Origin of the sequence: Agarivorans sp. QJM3NY_30 (assembly GCF_050870855.2) — a bacterium.
In the GTDB taxonomy this organism is placed as follows: Bacteria; Pseudomonadota; Gammaproteobacteria; order Enterobacterales; family Celerinatantimonadaceae; genus Agarivorans.
Genome location: NZ_CP194038.2, coordinates 3,313,102 through 3,329,043 on the forward strand (window position 1 = coordinate 3,313,102; position 15,942 = coordinate 3,329,043).

Genomic DNA, 15,942 nt, shown 5'->3' on the forward strand with positions numbered 1-15,942 from the left:
GGTCTTTTGAACCCATATTTGATTAACATGCAGCGACTCCCGATTGTCGCTCAAGGATATCTTCAACGGCGGCAAAATGTTCCACGGAAAATAACGCCCGCAAAGGCCGATCCTCGGCCAGCGCTTGAAATAGCGTTTTCCATTGCGCCTCAGAAAACTGTTCAATATTTTTTAACCATAAAGCGTGATTGGCCTGACTGGCCGGATCCACATGGCGTTGATAAATCACCATAGTGGCACGCTGTCGACAAGCACCAACGCAATGGCTACGACTGATTTTGATCCGCTGTTCACCACTGGCCAAACCCATCGTCTTCAGAATAGCGCGCAAGTCGTGGGCTAAAGATTGACTGCCGGCCTTGGCGCAACGACTACCTTCACATAAAAAGATATGTTGACGGTGATGCAACATTGGACGATTTAAGTCGACATGCTCAGGCTTGCAGCGGCAGCCTTCAACAACCGGATTACCATGCGCGTTCAGTTTAGGCTCTGCGCCATGGCGCGCTTGGCCAAACCAATTTTTCCGTTGTTGTTGCTTAAGCGGTTCACTAAAGCGCAAGCGGCAACAGGCTAAGGTAAGATTATATCCCTGCTGAGTGAACACCCACTTACTTACAAGTAGCTGCTCACTGTGGGCCTGGCGTAATGCCGCAGCTTCGGCGACCGAATCACTCCCGGTGATTTTTTTCACATAGGTTGAAGGATTTTCCACCCCAGCTAAACCATCAAGCTGGGGAGCCGGATAAGTCACAAACGGCCACTGTCGCTTAGCCGATAAGGCGAGCAAGGCCGACTCATCGGCTTTGAGGTCGATGCTGGCAAATCCCACCACCGAATCCAGACTCAGATGAAACTGTTGGCTAAACTGCGCAAGCCCGGCCTCAATGACCGCCAATGGCGTGTTTCGGTCACAACCAATCCCCAAGACCAGCGACTTTGGCCGCCATAACACCAGCTTATCTTGCCAACCCGCAGCAATAGGGCTTAAGTCATCACTGATTAACACTGCCCCGTGAAAGTCCGCTGCCGACAAATCGTCAAGTTTGCTGTGACAAATCAAATGAGCAGGCATCCGTTTCTCGAAGGTCCACCAGCGTTTATCACCCGCTTGTTGCACGATTGCCACTGGCTGCTGATTCACCACCGCCGCAGAAACACGAGTAATTGAGGCCTCGCATGTCGGGTCGAGCTGCCAAGCAAAGGGCGCACCCAACATATCCACCGCAAGGGTTTCAGACACATCGGAGGCGGTGGTTAATACTGGCTGCGCCTTCAGTACATAAGCGATACGTTCGGCCAGTTGATTGGCCCCTCCTCGATGCCCCGATAACAGCGGGATCACAAAATTAGCCTGCTCATCAATACACAGCACCGCAGGATCGTGGCGTTTATCCTGGATCAAGGGTGCAATCACTCGGCTTACAATGCCGGTCGCACAAATGAAAATATGTCCATCATAGTCTGCAAAACGTTCACTGAGCGCTTGGCTCAAGGGAAACGACAAGGGGTTCACCCGCTCTGGCGTGGCGTCAAACAGCTCTAAACCCACCGCGGAGATAAATAGCTCGGCAAAGGGTAAGTGCTTGGCAAGCCGACGGGCTTGCTTGGCGCCGTTTAAGGTAATGGCGTAAATGGCTAGTTTCATCGGGATTTAGGCCACCGCAATATGTTTCGAAGCGCCATCCGCGTGGCGCAATACGCCACGGCGCGAACGAATAGAAATCTGTACCATCGAGAAGTAGCGATGCTCGGTGGGTACCTCATCGAGTCGATGATAGATTTCTTGCTGCTCACTACTGGCATGAGACACATAGGTGGCCGCATCCTCCAAACCCAGCAGTTTTAACTTGGCTGATAACTGGCTAATCATTCGTCCCGCTTTAATCAGAATAATCGTGTCGAATTCTTCTACTAAGCTAGCTAAACACTCGATGCCATAGGTGGCGGGAACCACACAAAAACGCTCTTGACCATCGGCTAAAGGAATTTTGGTGGCTGCGGGCACCGCAGTAATCGAGGTAATCCCGGGCACAATCACCGGTTCCAAGCTCGGGGCAAGCTCCGCCAGCTCTTCCTGAATGTAGGCCCAGGTGCTATACACCGATGGGTCGCCTTCGGTGACAAAAACCACCGACTTGCCCTGCTGCAAGTACCCAAGAATTTGCTCGGCCGCCGCTTGCCAGGCGGGCACATTTTGCAAGGGGTCACGGGTCATCGGAAAATGTAAAAAGCAGGCTTCACCATGGAGTTCGTCTTCACTGACCGCGCCACCGACAATTTGCCAGGCGAAGGAGTCAGCCTTACCCTTGGTTTTTTCTGGGATGGCAATGATATCCGCCTGTTTGATTAAACGAACCGCCTTCAAGGTGAGTAACTCACTGTCGCCGGTACCCACGCCAACGGCGTAGAGTTGGCCGTAATGATGATGTTTTGCTTGATTCACAATAGGTCTCCTGACACTGGTTTGCTAATCGAAAATAAATGAATAGGATTTTCCGCCTGATAGCGCTGATAGTTAGCCAGCGGCTGCGTTTGCGCCACGTTCACCAACTGCACCTGAAACCTCAGATTTTGCTGTTTTCCCCACTGGTAAAGTTCTGCCACGGTGTCCAAGGTAACCGCCGAAATCAGTAGTCGACCCTGTGGCTTCAGCACCTGCCAACAATGGTCGAGGATCAACTGCATTTGCCCACGACTACCACCAATAAAAATCGCATCGGGTGGGGCTAAATCTTGCAGCGCCTGCGGTGCTTTTGCTTGCACCAAACAAACATTATCGGTGCTATGAGCGTGTATATTGTGTTCAATGCCGGCATAACACTCGGGATTAGATTCAATCGCAAATACCTGGCCCTGCCAGCAAAATTTTGCCGCTTCGATAGCGATAGAACCGGAGCCTGCACCGATATCCCAGACCGTATCTGCGGGACGAATTCTCATTGCGGCCAGCGCCAAATGACGCACTGGCTGTTTACTAATCAAACCGTGTTGTGGGCTCCGTTTGCTAAAACAACTATCTTCAGAAAACTGGCCATAGCCGCCCCAGACCTGTTCACTTTGCCGCTGCGCGATAATCAGGTTTAAGGGGGAAAACGGCTCGGGGTGGGCGGCTAATTGCGCCACACTAAACTCACTGATCTGTTCATTTACATCCGCTAACTGCTCACACACGCTTAAGCGCCAGTCCGCTTGATTAAACTTGGCTAAGTGCTGAGCAATCACCTGAGGGGGATTTTTATCATCGGTCAAAATCGCAAACAAACTGGCTTGCTGCATTTGACTCACCAAGCCTGCCAGAGCTCGGCCATGGCAGGAAATGAACTGAGCCTGCGACCAAGGCAGTGCCAACTTGGCAAAGGCCAATTGGACCGAGCTTAAGGCCGGAATAAAAGCCAATTCTTCGCGCTTCACTCGTTTGAGTAGCGCATGACCAATCCCGTAAAATAAGGGGTCGCCAGAAGCTAGAATCACCACTGCGCCCTCTTCGCTCTCATCAATTAACTCGTTCAACCATTCACTAAAACCCTGGCTCATATCGAGAAATAGCCCGTCAAATTGCGGAAACCATGCCATATGACGCGGATGCCCCGCCACCACCCGGGCCTGTGCAATCGCATTTACTGCGCGACTGGAAAGGCTAATGCAACCGTCTTCGTTCACCCCGACTACCGTAATGTTATTCATCATCATTACACCGACTGATATAACAAGGCGTGAACCGCAGACACCACTATCGGGCTGCCGCCTTTACTGCCCACACTGGCAATATAAGGCACTTGGTCTTGCTCGATCAGTGCCTGCTTAGATTCCGCCGCCTTCACAAATCCCACCGGGATCCCAATCACCAGCGCAGGCTTTATTTCGCCTTTCTCAACCAAATCAAGCACTTCAAACAGTGCCGTTGGCGCATTCCCAATGGCGATAATGGCACCATCCAATAAACCCAAATCCCGAGCCTTACGCATCGCCCAGACGGCACGGGTATCGCCATGTTGTTTGGCGCTGGTAATCACCCCTTTGTCACTAATAAAGCAATACACTTGATTTTGATAAACCGATAAACGTTGCTCACTAATCCCCGAGCTAATCATCGATACATCACTCACAATTGGGCAACCTTGTTTGAGCGCATTCACCCCCGAGACAATGGCATCAGCGCTAAACTTAAACAATTGAGCAAACTCAAAATCTCCAGTGGTATGGATGGCACGCCGCACCACTGGCCACTGACTGTCGCTGAAGGAATGTCCGCCATGAATTTGGGCGATTTCGCGATCGATAATCGCGAACGAGTCATTCTCTATTTCATGACCACGAGCGGTCATCTGTTGCATTCTATCCATCGGCCGAGATTCCTTTACTACTTTAAATTTTTTAAACGGTTCGGTATGCCCCAGTGGGCGACCATCAAAATCAATCAGCATCAGCTCGATGCGCAATTGTTGAGCGGTATATTGTTGGGCATGCTGCTGCGCCTGCTGACACATTCTTAGAAAAAAGGGCAGCTTGAGAAATTGTTGTGGGTACTCGTCGCGGATCAACTCGAGCATTTGCCTTGCGGTATTCGCTTTGGCGATCTGCTCAGACAGTGCCAATTCCAAGCCCGATTGCTTGGCCAATTCACTCAAACTCTCAAAATCAATCGCATGGCCGGAGACATGGGTCATCATCCGACCCGAGACCAACTTGGCCATTTTGCCAATCATCGCAACAATGGTGACTTTTTTGACCCGATAACGTTTTGCCGCCCGTAAACCAACCCCAATGAAATCCCCCGCTTGGATAAAAGCCAGGCTAGCTAAATCAGGAAATTGCTGCATCGCTGCCTGTTCAGAGCGACTGCCTGTGGTCAAAATTACATGTGCCGCCTGATGAGTTTTCGCTAACTGAATGGCTTGTCGAACTGAGGCCGCAAAAGCAGAGGTTGAAAAGGGTTTAACCGTGCCACGGGTGCCTAAAATAGAAATACCACCTATCAAACCGAGACGTTGATTAATGGTTTGTTTGGCGGCTTGTTCACCGCCCGGTACCGATATCGTCAACTCTAAACCCAAGGAACCCTGCTGCGCCGCAGCTGAGGGTTGCCATTCCAGCATCGCCATATCGATAATATTTTGCCGGGGTACCGGATTAATTGCCGGTTCACCCACAGCAAGCTCCAAGCCTTCCAGAGTGACCGTTGCAACGCCGCTGCCGCCCCGGATTTGGATCCCCGGTTGACCCGATAAACTCGCGGTACACTGAATTTCTAAACCATGAGTACAGTCGGGATCATCCCCCGCGTCCTTAATCACTCCAGCGGTAACATGACTAGAACCACTGAGACTGGCAATGGCAAAACTGACAAATTCACGATTCGGGAGCTGGATTTCGATTTCTGAAACCGGCTGTTGACTGAGTAAGCACCTCACCGCAGCGCGTGCGGCGGCTGCCGCACAGGCACCGGTGGTATATCCACCTCTCAGTTCTTTATTACTGGCAGAACGCTTTAATCTAGCCACGGGAGCCCCCCGCAGGATCAACAATAAGCGCCAAATAGGGGTCGTCTCGACCGCAAAAGTAATGGTCGGTGTGATATTGATGGCTTTTTAGGACAAGACTAGCCGATACAACGGCGAACACCGCGTTTAGCATAGACACAAGTATTCCTTCCTCGTTTAACAACCAAGTAAATCGTCATCGATAAATGACGGACACTTAAAAAACAAACAGCACGGAAGGAACTCATGAGAATAATCGTTCACTGAGAAATCCCGCCCAGAATCTTTGAAATACATTTACACCAACTTTTATCATTGAATACTTAGCAGGTTCTGGCTTGTGATCACGAGATCACTTACAGTTGCGGGAACAGCTTAGGAATTGAACCTAATTCACTTTTAACCAAATAAGGACACTGGCACTAAGTATTTTTAAAAAATCCGTTAAGACATATAACCCTCAACAAAACTAAACATTAACAAGCGTTTCACCCTCATGATTTAAACTATTCCTAAATTCTTGAGGGGTTATATTGTAAGCATTTCTAAAAACCTTACAGAAATAGCTAGAGCAGGAGTAACCCAAATTGTGAGCAATCCTAGAAATAGACCAATCGCTATACTGTAGCATTTTTTTAGCACCAATTAGACGCTGCTGATTCACGTATGAATTAAACCCCACACCCATTTCTTTCTTAAACAATTTACTAAAGTAATGTGGACTTAAATAAACATAATCAGCAATATCCTCTAAAGATATATCTTCAAAATAATGGGCTTCAATATAACGAACCGCTTTCTTTATTTTACTATCATAAGAATGATTTGAATCATGCGATTTAAATATATTTTTTATATCATACTTGTCATTAATGACCACAAAATCCAAATGTTTCTTAATTGAATCATCGACCAAAGTTTTTAATAAATCTGCTGCAGAAAATAACTTGGGATAATCTACCGTGATGATTTTTTCATAATCTTCAACTAACTCGGCATTTTGCATCCATTTTTTATCCACTGGTTGAATATCACCCAAAGATACAAAGTTATTCACCCGAACCTGACCACAAAGCACAAAGCCAACTAAGTGCCCATTCACCTCCAGTGGGATTGAAAAATCAGTCAAACCCGCATGACAACGGTAAACACAAGGTTTATTCACCTTAGAAGCTTCTAGACCACCACAACGATCGCTATTCTTACAGCGGGCATATAAATCTGGGTCCTGGCGGATCCGTTGACAAAAATCAGTAAAGTTAAAACTGGCTGACACTTCACGTCCATCAATATCAACCAATACCACCGCCAAGCCCGTTGCATTGGCAAAATCTTGCAGTATTTTATTAATACCTTGAGATTCTAAAAAACTATCTGGTTTCATTGTCTAAGCAACTCCCTGTTTATTTAGAATGACCATCCATTACAACATCGCAGACTTTACAATATTGAACATTTATAACTTTGATTTAGCATTGATTTAAGTCATCGGATACCCAAATATTTATCACGCTAAACGCTTTCTACAACACTCTCTTTTTCAGTCTCGGTATCATCGGCCAAATGACGGGTAATAAAGTAGCGATAGCCAGCACCACCCAGACAAGCACCAATCAGCGGAGCCACAATTGGAATAATAAAATAGGGAAGCTCACGTGCTCCGGTAAAGCTCACTTTTCCCCAACCCGCCACAAAGGCAAATACTTTAGGACCGAAATCACGCGCTGGATTCATCGCAAAGCCAGTTAAGGGGCCTGTTGCAGCGCCAATCACCGCCACCAAGATCCCAATCAATAACGGCGCCAGCGGCCCTTTGGGAACGCCGTTGCCATCATCAGTTAAGGCTAAAATTAAACCCATTAAGGTCGCAGAAATAATCACTTCTACAGCGGCTGCACGCCAAGTCGGAAGATCGGGATGTGGATAAGTACTAAAAATACTCGCAAGATACAGGCTTTCGTCACTGCCGCGTAGCATATTATGGCTTTGTTCAAACACCGTAAACAGATCCGCATAAATGAAATAGCACACCGCAACCCCAAAGAAAGCACCAGCGACCTGGGCGAGAATGTAAGGTACAACTTTTTGTTTATCAAAGTTGGCAAACAACCATAAACCCACGGTCACCGCAGGATTAAGATGCGCCCCAGAAATTCCCGCGGTTAAGTAAACTGCAAGTGCAATCCCCAAGCCCCATACAATACAAATCTCCCATAAACCAAATTGTGCGCCTGCCAATTTGACTGCGCATAAACAAGCCGCGCCAAAGAACAAAAATAAGCCAGTGCCTAAAAACTCCGCGATACATTGGCCTTTTAATGAATCCTTCATAGCTATTCCTTCACTTCGTATTCTCAGTAAAATTTAATTTGCACCACCATAAATTAATCGCTTTGGTTATTTATATTGTTTCAGCAAGAAATGGATGGTACCCAATAATCACGCTGCTAATGTTAATCCTGAATAATCTTATGTCATGCTAATAAATTGTCATCTATACACTAAGTAAATGTAACTCTGCGCCTTAGGAATGCTAAAAAATTGTTTTAAATACACCTCATCCTAACTTTTATCTTTTATATTCATGGAGATAACACAACGCCACCGATGCTATTTTTTTGTCATGAACAAATTCTTTAATTGTCGTATAGCTCATGTTTTCGCTATTTATTTAACCAATGTCTCGATTTCAACAAGTCGGACTGAGTGATTTATTCGCCTATCCGAATGACGAGCAAAGCCTTTATATTCCGTCTAAACCTGCAAATTGATGACAAATTTTTATTGTCAGCACCGCAGATTATTTCCATTCCACACCTTCAAATGGACAATTTTTTTGCTTAAACAAAGGCTAGATTAATGCCGAGAGTTTTACTGTCTGTTCACACATAGCAAATATAAATAGAGGTTTATTATGCAACAAGAAGCATTAGGAATGGTTGAAACCAAAGGACTAACCGCCGCAATTGAAGCCGCTGACACCATGGTTAAATCAGCTAACGTCGATTTAGTCGGTTACGAAAAAATTGGCTCAGGCTTAGTCACTGTGATTGTTCGTGGCGATGTGGGTGCTGTGAAAGCTGCCGTTGACGCAGGCTCATCTGCAGCGGCCAATGTTGGTGAAATCGTCGCCACTCATGTAATTCCTCGTCCCCATACTGACGTAGAAAAAATTCTACCAAAAGGACTTGAATAATGAACAGCAACCTGGTCGATACCGTCATGGCTCAGGTGATGGCGAAAGTAAATGATCAAACGGATGTAACTCCTCCACAACCCAACCAGCAACGAGGCGAAAAAATGGTCGAGAAAACCTGTGGTTTAACAGAATTTGTCGGTACGGCAATTGGCGACACCATTGGCTTAGTCATTGCGAATGTCGATAACGAAGTACTCGACGCGATGAAGCTAGAGAAACGTTACCGCTCTATCGGTATTTTAGGTGCCCGCACCGGTGCAGGCCCGCACATTATGGCAGCCGATGAAGCGGTAAAAAGTACCAACACTGAAGTCGTCAGCATTGAACTACCGCGCGATACCAAAGGTGGCGCAGGTCATGGTTCTTTAATCGTATTTGGCGGCGAAGATGTATCTGACGTAAGACGCGCAATCGAAGTCGCACTTAAAGAACTCGACCGCACCTTTGGCGATGTATATGCCAATGAGGCCGGTCATATTGAGTTGCAATACAGCGCTCGCGCCAGTTACGCCTTAGAGAAAGCCTTTGGAGCCCCACTCGGAAAAGCCTGCGGCATCATTGTTGGCGCCCCTGCGGCTGTTGGCGTATTGATGGCCGATACAGCGGTGAAATCAGCCAATGTTGAAACTGTCGCTTATAGCTCCCCAGCCAACGGAACCAGCTTTAGTAATGAAGCCATCTTAGTGGTTTCTGGTGACTCAGGCGCAGTTCGTCAAGCGGTGATTTCAGCTCGTGAAGTTGGCAAAACCCTACTTGCAACAATGGGTGACGAGCCAAGCAACGATCGTCCGTCTTACATCTAAGCCACGCAGAGGTTGTTCCATGAAATCAAAACGATTTGAAGCATTAGCAAAACGCCCGGTCAACCAGGATGGTTTTGTGAAAGAGTGGATCGAAGAAGGGTTTATCGCAATGGATAGCCCGAATGATCCAAAACCATCGATTAAAATAGTCAATGGTGACGTGGTTGAGCTCGATGGCAAAACCAAAGCCGACTTCGATTTAATCGACCATTTTATCGCCCGCTACGGCATTAACTTGGCCAACGCTGAAAAAGTGATGGCAATGGATTCGGTGAAACTCGCCAATATGTTGTGCGATCCAAATGTGCCACGCAAAGAAATTGTGCCACTGACTACCGCGATGACACCCGCCAAGATTGTCCAGGTAATGTCACATATGAATGTAGTTGAGATGATGATGTCGATGCAGAAAATGCGCGCCAGAAAATCACCTTCTCAACAAGCTCACGTCACCAACATCAAAGACAACCCAGTACAAATTGCTGCGGATGCTGCCGAAGGTGCATTACGTGGCTTTGATGAACAAGAAACCACCGTGGCGGTTGCCCGTTACGCGCCGTTTAACGCCATTGCCTTACTCGTCGGTTCACAAGTTGGCCGTCCAGGGGTATTAACTCAATGTTCATTAGAAGAAGCCACCGAATTGAAGCTCGGCATGTTAGGCCATACCTGCTATGCCGAAACTATTTCAGTTTATGGTACAGAGCCGGTATTTACTGACGGCGATGATACGCCTTGGTCGAAGGGTTTTCTTGCCTCTTCTTATGCCTCTCGTGGCCTAAAAATGCGTTTTACCTCTGGCAGTGGCTCAGAAGTTCAAATGGGTTATGCCGAAGGCAAATCGATGCTATATCTGGAAGCGCGGTGTATCTACATCACCAAAGCAGCCGGTGTTCAAGGCTTACAAAATGGCTCTGTGAGCTGTATTGGTGTTCCTTCAGCGGTCCCTTCAGGTATTCGTGCAGTATTGGCCGAAAACTTAATTTGTTCAGCGCTAGATTTAGAATGTGCATCGAGTAACGACCAAACCTTTACCCACTCAGATATGCGCCGTACCGCGCGTTTATTGATGCAGTTTCTGCCTGGAACTGACTTTATTTCTTCTGGTTATTCAGCAACGCCAAACTACGACAACATGTTTGCCGGTTCTAACGAAGATGCCGAAGATTTCGATGATTACAACGTAATTCAACGCGACTTAAAAGTTGACGGCGGATTAAACCCAGTGCGTGAAGAAGATGTGGTGGCGACTCGTAACAAAGCTGCCCGCGCCTTACAAGCCATCTTCAAAGGCATGGGTCTACCAGCCATCACCGATGAAGAAGTGACGGCAGCTACTTACGCTCACGGCTCTAAAGATATGCCAGAACGCAACATGGTTGAAGACATTAAAGCAGCACAAGAAATCATTGATCAAAACCGGACGGGTTTAGAAGTAGTGCAAGCCTTGGCAAAAGGCGGTTTCGAAGATATCGCGCAAAATATGTTGGATATCCAAAAAGCTAAACTAAGCGGCGATTACTTGCATACCTCAGCCATCATCGTTGGCGACAACCAAGTCCTTTCTGCAGTCAATCATCTCAATGACTATGCCGGACCCGGTACCGGTTATCAACTTGAAGGTGAGCGTTGGGAACTGTTGAAGAACATTCCAAATGCCTTAGACCCGAATGAGTTTAATTAAGGAAGCTGACTATGGAAATCAATGAAAAACTATTGCGTCAGATTATTGAAGACGTAATCGGCAACATGCAAACGCAGCCGCAAGCGGTGTCGTTTGATAGCACGCCGAATCAGCGTGCAAGCTCAGGCTTTTTACAAGACATGGGCGAAGCAAAAATCAGTACCAAACGTGATGAAGTTGTCATTGCGGTTGGTCCAGCCTTTGGCTTATCACAAACCGAAAGCATTGTTGGCGTGCCGCACCAAGCGATTTTACGCGAAATGATTGCAGGTATTGAAGAAGAAGGTCTCAGTGCGCGCGTGGTACGTTGCTTTAAATCATCGGATGTGGCCTTTGTTGCCGTGGAAGGTGAAGAGTTATGTGGTTCTGGTATTTGCGTGGGGATCCAATCTAAGGGCACCACCGTGATTCACCAAAAAGGCTTGCCACCACTTTCTAACTTAGAGCTATTTCCACAGGCACCTTTGCTCACCCAGGAAACCTATCGCCACATAGGTAAAAACGCCGCCAAATATGCAAAAGGTGAAACACCACAACCGGTGCCTACCATGAACGATCAGATGGCGCGACCTAAGTATCAAGCCAAATCTGCAGTCTTACATATCAAAGAAACCAAACATGTGGTGACTGGTAAAAAAGCCGTCGAACTGAAAGTTGCCGTTTAATAAGGATGATGAAATGAATTCAGAAGCGATTGAATCAATGGTTCGAGACGTGCTGGAAAAAATGACCAACCAGCAAGCCTCGATACCGAGTGCCAGTGCAACACCGAAGAGTTCCGGCGGAGTCACAGTGGATGATTACCCTTTAGTCACCAAACATCCTGACTGGATCAAAACCCCAACCGGTAAAACCGCCGAAGACATCACGCTTGCCAACGTGTTAAACGGCTCGGTAACCAATCAGGACATGCGGATCACCCCTGAAATTTTAAGAATTCAGGCTGAGGTCGCAAGAGATGCTGGGCGTGATCGACTCGCGCTCAACTTCGAGCGTGCCGCTGAACTCACCGCGGTACCCGATGACAAGGTATTAGATATTTACAATGCCCTGCGTCCCTACCGCTCAAGCAAGCAAGAGCTAATGGACATTGCTCAAGAGTTAGAGAGCAAGTACCAAGCAAAAATCTGTGCCGATTTTGTTAGAGAAGCTGCAGAACTCTACGTACCGAGAAAGAAACTGAAAGGCGACAACTAATTTCTTTTTCATTCGACAGATTATTTGAAAATAAAAACGGAAAGATTATGAGCTACATTGTTGGTGTTGATATTGGCAACTCATCCACAGAAGTCACTTTAGCAAAACAAAGTGAGGGTAATGAGGTGCAGTTCATCTGTGCTTCGATTACCGAAACGACTGGGATCAAAGGCACTAAACAAAACCTCATGGGGATTTATAAAGCGCTAAATCAATTAGTCGCCAAAGCTGGGATCGCCCTCGAGGATCTTAATCTTATCCGTATTAACGAAGCCACGCCGGTGATCGGTGATGTTGCCATGGAGATGATTACCGAAACCATCATCACCGAGTCAACCATGATCGGCCACAACCCTAAAACGCCTGGCGGTTTAGGGGTTGGCGTAGGCATCACGATTACCTTTGATGAATTATTAAAGCGCGACAGTTCAGAACCTTATCTGCTGGTAGTGCCAAAAAATATCGACTTTGCCGATGCCGCCCAGATGATCAATGCCGCCAGTCAAGCGGGTTACCAGATTGTCGGTGCAATTCTACAAAATGACGATGGCGTGTTGGTCAATAACCGCCTCGACAAAGTGATTCCAATCGTTGACGAGGTCAGCTTCATTGAGAAAATCCCGATGGGGATGCGCGCCGCAATTGAAGTTGCCCAGCAAGGCCAAGTGATTAAAACTCTGGCCAATCCTTATGGAATTGCCACCCTATTTTCACTCAGTGCCGAAGAGACCAAAAGCGTGGTGCCGGTAGCGCGCGCCTTAATTGGTACGCGTTCGGCGGTGGTGGTTAAAACGCCCAAAGGCGATGTGAAAGCGCGGACCATTCCCGCTGGACAACTTTCCTTATTTAGTCGCGGTCGTAGTCTCAATATTGATATTACCCAAGGTAGCGAAGCGATCATGGACGCTGTTACCTCATTTGAACACTTAGATAACGCTTCCGGTGAAGCTGGCACCAACATTGGTGGCATGTTAGAGAATGTTCGCCAAACCATGGCCGAACTCACCAATAAACCCAGCAACGAAGTATTTATTCAAGACTTACTGGCGGTTGATACCTTTGTCCCCATGAATGTACAAGGCGGTCTGGCTGGTGAATTTTCCTTAGAGCATGCCGTGGGTATCGCCTCCATGGTGAAATCAGATCATCTACAGATGGCCCGCATCGCTGAAGAGATCCATCACACCCTAAACATCGAGGTACAAATTGGAGGGGCCGAAGCCGAAGCAGCTATTTTAGGTGCACTCACTACCCCTGGTACCGATAAACCGATGGCGATCCTCGACTTAGGCGCGGGTTCTACCGATGCCTCCATCATAAATGGCAAAGGCGACATCATTGCCATCCACTTAGCGGGTGCTGGTGAAATGGTCACCATGATCATTGCCGCTGAATTGGATTTACAAGACCGCTACTTAGCCGAAGACATCAAACGTTATCCGCTCGCGAAAGTCGAAAGCCTATTCCATATTCGTCACGAAGATGGCTCAGTTCAATTCTTCGATAAAGCGCTGCCTTCGGAAGTTTTTGCCCGAGTGGTGGTGGTCAAAGAAGACAACTTTATCCCGCTTGATGGTGAACTCACTTTAGAAAAAGTGAAGGCCATCCGGCAAAGCGCTAAATCTCGGGTTTTTGTCACGAATTCTCTGCGCGCTCTCAAGTCCGTGAGCCCTACGGGCAACATTCGCGATATACCTTTCGTGGTTTTGGTCGGCGGCTCTTCACTCGACTTCGAAGTGCCACAATTAGTGACCGACGCCCTTGCCCATTACCAACTGGTTGCAGGCCAAGGCAATGTTCGTGGCTGTGAAGGGCCACGCAACGCGGTTGCCACGGGTTTAATTTTGTCTTTAGCTAAAAGAGCCCCCACCAATGACATTGAATAACAAGCCCAGCATCTTGATATGTAGTTCGGAAATTGACTTTCCAGAAACATGGCAACAAGTACTTTTAGGGATTGAAGAAGAAGGGATCCCCTACCAAATTCGCCATGATGATGAACCGCAAATAAACCATCGAGCCTATCGTGCTGCACAAGCATCAGCGCTGGCGGTGGGCATTGCCTGCTCATCACAGGAATTGATCGTACATCATCGTAACTTACCCGAACAGCAACCTTTGTTTCGAGCGCAATTAACGCCCACACCGCCACCAAGTCAACTCAGAGAGTTGGGGAGCAATGCGGCACGTTTAGTCAAAGGTATTCCGTTTAAGAACACGCTTTACCAGCAAGGAGAATAACAGGTGAAAGTCTCTCTCGGTTTATTAGAAGTGAAAGGATTAGCGCTCGCCATCAATACTGCCGATGCCATGGCCAAATCGGCTGCTATTCGCATCGCAGATGTGGAAAGCAGCAAGGGCTCTGGCTGGACATTGATCAAAATTACCGGTGATGTTGCAGCAGTACAAGCAGCCATTAGCACTGGCGCAGCCCTCGCTGAAAAATGTGGTGGTTTAGTCTCGAAAAAAGTTTTGTCTCGCCCAGACGTGAAGCTGCTGGCGATGACATTACCCACTCCCGCTAAGCCAAAAGCCGCGCCAGCTGCCAATAAAGTGAAAGCGAGTCGTGTGACCAAAGCCGCAAGCCCTACCGCTGCAATCATTGACCAGCCAGAACCAACAGTGGAACCAACCGCTGTCGTCACAGAATTGCCGGAGCAACATGCGGAGCCGGTCACTGCAAGCACAGAGCTGCCTGAGCAAACAACGGAGCCAGTCACTGCAAGCACAGAGCCGCTTGAGCCAACAGCAGAGCCAGCCGCTACAAACACTGAACAGCCTGAACAAGCGCCAGAATTAGCAGCAACGGAACTCGATACCGAACAAAATCAACAAGCCGAGTCGGCACAAGTCGCCAGCTGTAACTTATGTCACGACATCGCTTGTCCAAGAAAAAAAGGCGAGCCAAGACGAGACTGTATTAATGGAGGAAAAGTGAAATGATTGACGAAATACTCGTCAGAAAAACCATTGAAAATGTGATGCTTGAAATGCGCAATCGGCCAATTCCGGTCGGTATTTCTAACCGTCATATTCATCTTGCAGCAGCCGATTTTCAACAACTATTTCCTGGCCGTGATTTAACGGTCAAAAAGATGTTACTGCAACCCGGTCAGTATGCCGCCGAAGAAATCGTCACCCTTTGCGGTCCTAAAGGCTGCATTGAAAGGGTACGAGTACTCGGCCCATTGCGCAGTAAAACTCAAGTGGAATTATCGGCCACCGATGCCCGTAGCATTGGGGTAAAAGCGCCCTTGCGTTTATCTGGGCAGCTCAAAGACACGCCTGGCGTCAAACTGGTCAGTGAATTCGGCGAAGTAATGCTGGAACAAGGTGTCATTGTGGCCCTACGCCACATCCATATGTCGCCAGTCGATGCCCTGCTCTATCAAGTAGAAGACGGCGATTCTGTGAAAATTGCCATTGAAGGCACCCAGCGCAAAGCAATCTTTGATGATGTAGCCATTCGCGTTTCTCCCGATATGAAGCTTGAAATGCATATCGATACCGATGAGGCCAATGCCGCCGATGTTGGCAGTGGTTCCGCCTTCGCGATTTTGCTCAAGTAAGCATGGA

Annotated in this window: 16 protein-coding genes and 1 riboswitch; of the genes, 9 read left to right on the forward strand and 7 right to left on the reverse strand. The window is 47.7% G+C overall.

Annotated elements, in window-relative coordinates:
* Positions 1-22: 22 nt before the first annotated feature.
* The 7 genes from ACRRSX_RS15055 to ACRRSX_RS15085 form a co-directional block, all read right to left on the reverse strand.
* Positions 23-1,648, reverse strand: a complete 1,626-nt coding sequence (locus ACRRSX_RS15055) for a cobalamin biosynthesis protein (protein ID WP_432452388.1) — start codon at positions 1,646-1,648, stop codon at positions 23-25.
* A gap of 6 nt (positions 1,649-1,654) precedes the next feature.
* A complete protein-coding gene (gene cobI / locus ACRRSX_RS15060) occupies positions 1,655-2,446 on the reverse strand; it encodes a precorrin-2 C(20)-methyltransferase (protein WP_432452387.1) in 792 nt (263 codons plus the stop codon).
* Complete coding sequence (gene cbiE, locus ACRRSX_RS15065; RefSeq protein WP_432452386.1) at positions 2,443-3,693, reverse strand: precorrin-6y C5,15-methyltransferase (decarboxylating) subunit CbiE; 1,251 nt, start codon at positions 3,691-3,693, stop codon at positions 2,443-2,445. Before cbiE ends, cobI begins: the two co-directional genes overlap by 4 nt.
* Positions 3,693-5,504, reverse strand: coding sequence for a cobalt-precorrin-5B (C(1))-methyltransferase (locus tag ACRRSX_RS15070; protein WP_432452385.1), 1,812 nt, complete (start codon positions 5,502-5,504; stop codon positions 3,693-3,695). The genes cbiE and ACRRSX_RS15070 overlap by 1 nt, the downstream gene beginning before the upstream one ends.
* Positions 5,497-5,643: a hypothetical protein gene (locus ACRRSX_RS15075; protein WP_432452384.1), complete on the reverse strand. Its 147-nt coding sequence runs from the start codon at positions 5,641-5,643 to the stop codon at positions 5,497-5,499. The genes ACRRSX_RS15070 and ACRRSX_RS15075 overlap by 8 nt, the downstream gene beginning before the upstream one ends.
* 148 nt (positions 5,644-5,791) lie before the next feature.
* Positions 5,792-5,925, reverse strand: a riboswitch (cobalamin riboswitch).
* Between the two features lie 27 nt (positions 5,926-5,952).
* A complete protein-coding gene (locus ACRRSX_RS15080) occupies positions 5,953-6,867 on the reverse strand; it encodes a PocR ligand-binding domain-containing protein (RefSeq protein WP_432452383.1) in 915 nt (304 codons plus the stop codon).
* Positions 6,868-6,995: 128 nt separating this feature from the next.
* Positions 6,996-7,814, reverse strand: a complete 819-nt coding sequence (locus ACRRSX_RS15085; RefSeq protein ID WP_432452382.1) for an MIP/aquaporin family protein — start codon at positions 7,812-7,814, stop codon at positions 6,996-6,998.
* A 583-nt stretch (positions 7,815-8,397) separates the two neighbouring features.
* On the opposite strand from ACRRSX_RS15085, the gene pduA reads away from it, so the two are divergent.
* From pduA to ACRRSX_RS15130, 9 genes are read left to right on the forward strand one after another with little or no spacing between them, the layout of a single operon-like run.
* Entirely contained in the window at positions 8,398-8,679 is a 282-nt protein-coding gene (gene pduA / locus ACRRSX_RS15090) for a propanediol utilization microcompartment protein PduA (RefSeq protein ID WP_432452381.1), read from the forward strand.
* Positions 8,679-9,485: a propanediol utilization microcompartment protein PduB gene (gene pduB, locus ACRRSX_RS15095; RefSeq protein ID WP_432452380.1), complete on the forward strand. Its 807-nt coding sequence runs from the start codon at positions 8,679-8,681 to the stop codon at positions 9,483-9,485. Before pduA ends, pduB begins: the two co-directional genes overlap by 1 nt.
* A gap of 19 nt (positions 9,486-9,504) precedes the next feature.
* Positions 9,505-11,169: a propanediol dehydratase large subunit PduC gene (gene pduC / locus ACRRSX_RS15100; protein WP_432452379.1), complete on the forward strand. Its 1,665-nt coding sequence runs from the start codon at positions 9,505-9,507 to the stop codon at positions 11,167-11,169.
* Positions 11,170-11,180: 11 nt separating this feature from the next.
* Positions 11,181-11,834 carry a propanediol/glycerol family dehydratase medium subunit gene (locus tag ACRRSX_RS15105; RefSeq protein WP_432452378.1) on the forward strand — a complete coding sequence of 218 codons (654 nt, stop codon included), beginning with the start codon at positions 11,181-11,183 and terminating at the stop codon, positions 11,832-11,834.
* Positions 11,835-11,847: 13 nt separating this feature from the next.
* Positions 11,848-12,366: a propanediol dehydratase small subunit PduE gene (gene pduE / locus ACRRSX_RS15110; RefSeq protein ID WP_432452377.1), complete on the forward strand. Its 519-nt coding sequence runs from the start codon at positions 11,848-11,850 to the stop codon at positions 12,364-12,366.
* A 47-nt stretch (positions 12,367-12,413) separates the two neighbouring features.
* Positions 12,414-14,252: a diol dehydratase reactivase subunit alpha gene (locus ACRRSX_RS15115; RefSeq protein ID WP_432452376.1), complete on the forward strand. Its 1,839-nt coding sequence runs from the start codon at positions 12,414-12,416 to the stop codon at positions 14,250-14,252.
* Positions 14,239-14,607: a glycerol dehydratase reactivase beta/small subunit family protein gene (locus ACRRSX_RS15120; RefSeq protein WP_432452375.1), complete on the forward strand. Its 369-nt coding sequence runs from the start codon at positions 14,239-14,241 to the stop codon at positions 14,605-14,607. The genes ACRRSX_RS15115 and ACRRSX_RS15120 overlap by 14 nt, the downstream gene beginning before the upstream one ends.
* A gap of 3 nt (positions 14,608-14,610) precedes the next feature.
* Entirely contained in the window at positions 14,611-15,309 is a 699-nt protein-coding gene (locus tag ACRRSX_RS15125; RefSeq protein WP_432452374.1) for a BMC domain-containing protein, read from the forward strand.
* Positions 15,306-15,935, forward strand: a complete 630-nt coding sequence (locus tag ACRRSX_RS15130) for a phosphate propanoyltransferase (protein WP_432452373.1) — start codon at positions 15,306-15,308, stop codon at positions 15,933-15,935. Before ACRRSX_RS15125 ends, ACRRSX_RS15130 begins: the two co-directional genes overlap by 4 nt.
* Positions 15,936-15,942 lie beyond the last annotated feature (7 nt).

Bases quoted from the DNA above. Each gene is read 5' to 3' on its own strand.
- ACRRSX_RS15055 (WP_432452388.1), bottom strand. From the start codon at position 1,648: ATGAAACTAGCCATTTACGCCATTACCTTAAACGGCGCCAAGCAAGCC.
- cbiE (WP_432452386.1), bottom strand. From the start codon at position 3,693: ATGATGATGAATAACATTACGGTAGTCGGGGTGAACGAAGACGGTTGC.
- ACRRSX_RS15080 (WP_432452383.1), bottom strand. From the start codon at position 6,867: ATGAAACCAGATAGTTTTTTAGAATCTCAAGGTATTAATAAAATACTG.
- ACRRSX_RS15085 (WP_432452382.1), bottom strand. From the start codon at position 7,814: ATGAAGGATTCATTAAAAGGCCAATGTATCGCGGAGTTTTTAGGCACT.
- pduA (WP_432452381.1), top strand. From the start codon at position 8,398: ATGCAACAAGAAGCATTAGGAATGGTTGAAACCAAAGGACTAACCGCC.
- pduB (WP_432452380.1), top strand. From the start codon at position 8,679: ATGAACAGCAACCTGGTCGATACCGTCATGGCTCAGGTGATGGCGAAA.
- pduC (WP_432452379.1), top strand. From the start codon at position 9,505: ATGAAATCAAAACGATTTGAAGCATTAGCAAAACGCCCGGTCAACCAG.
- ACRRSX_RS15105 (WP_432452378.1), top strand. From the start codon at position 11,181: ATGGAAATCAATGAAAAACTATTGCGTCAGATTATTGAAGACGTAATC.
- pduE (WP_432452377.1), top strand. From the start codon at position 11,848: ATGAATTCAGAAGCGATTGAATCAATGGTTCGAGACGTGCTGGAAAAA.
- ACRRSX_RS15115 (WP_432452376.1), top strand. From the start codon at position 12,414: ATGAGCTACATTGTTGGTGTTGATATTGGCAACTCATCCACAGAAGTC.
- ACRRSX_RS15120 (WP_432452375.1), top strand. From the start codon at position 14,239: ATGACATTGAATAACAAGCCCAGCATCTTGATATGTAGTTCGGAAATT.
- ACRRSX_RS15130 (WP_432452373.1), top strand. From the start codon at position 15,306: ATGATTGACGAAATACTCGTCAGAAAAACCATTGAAAATGTGATGCTT.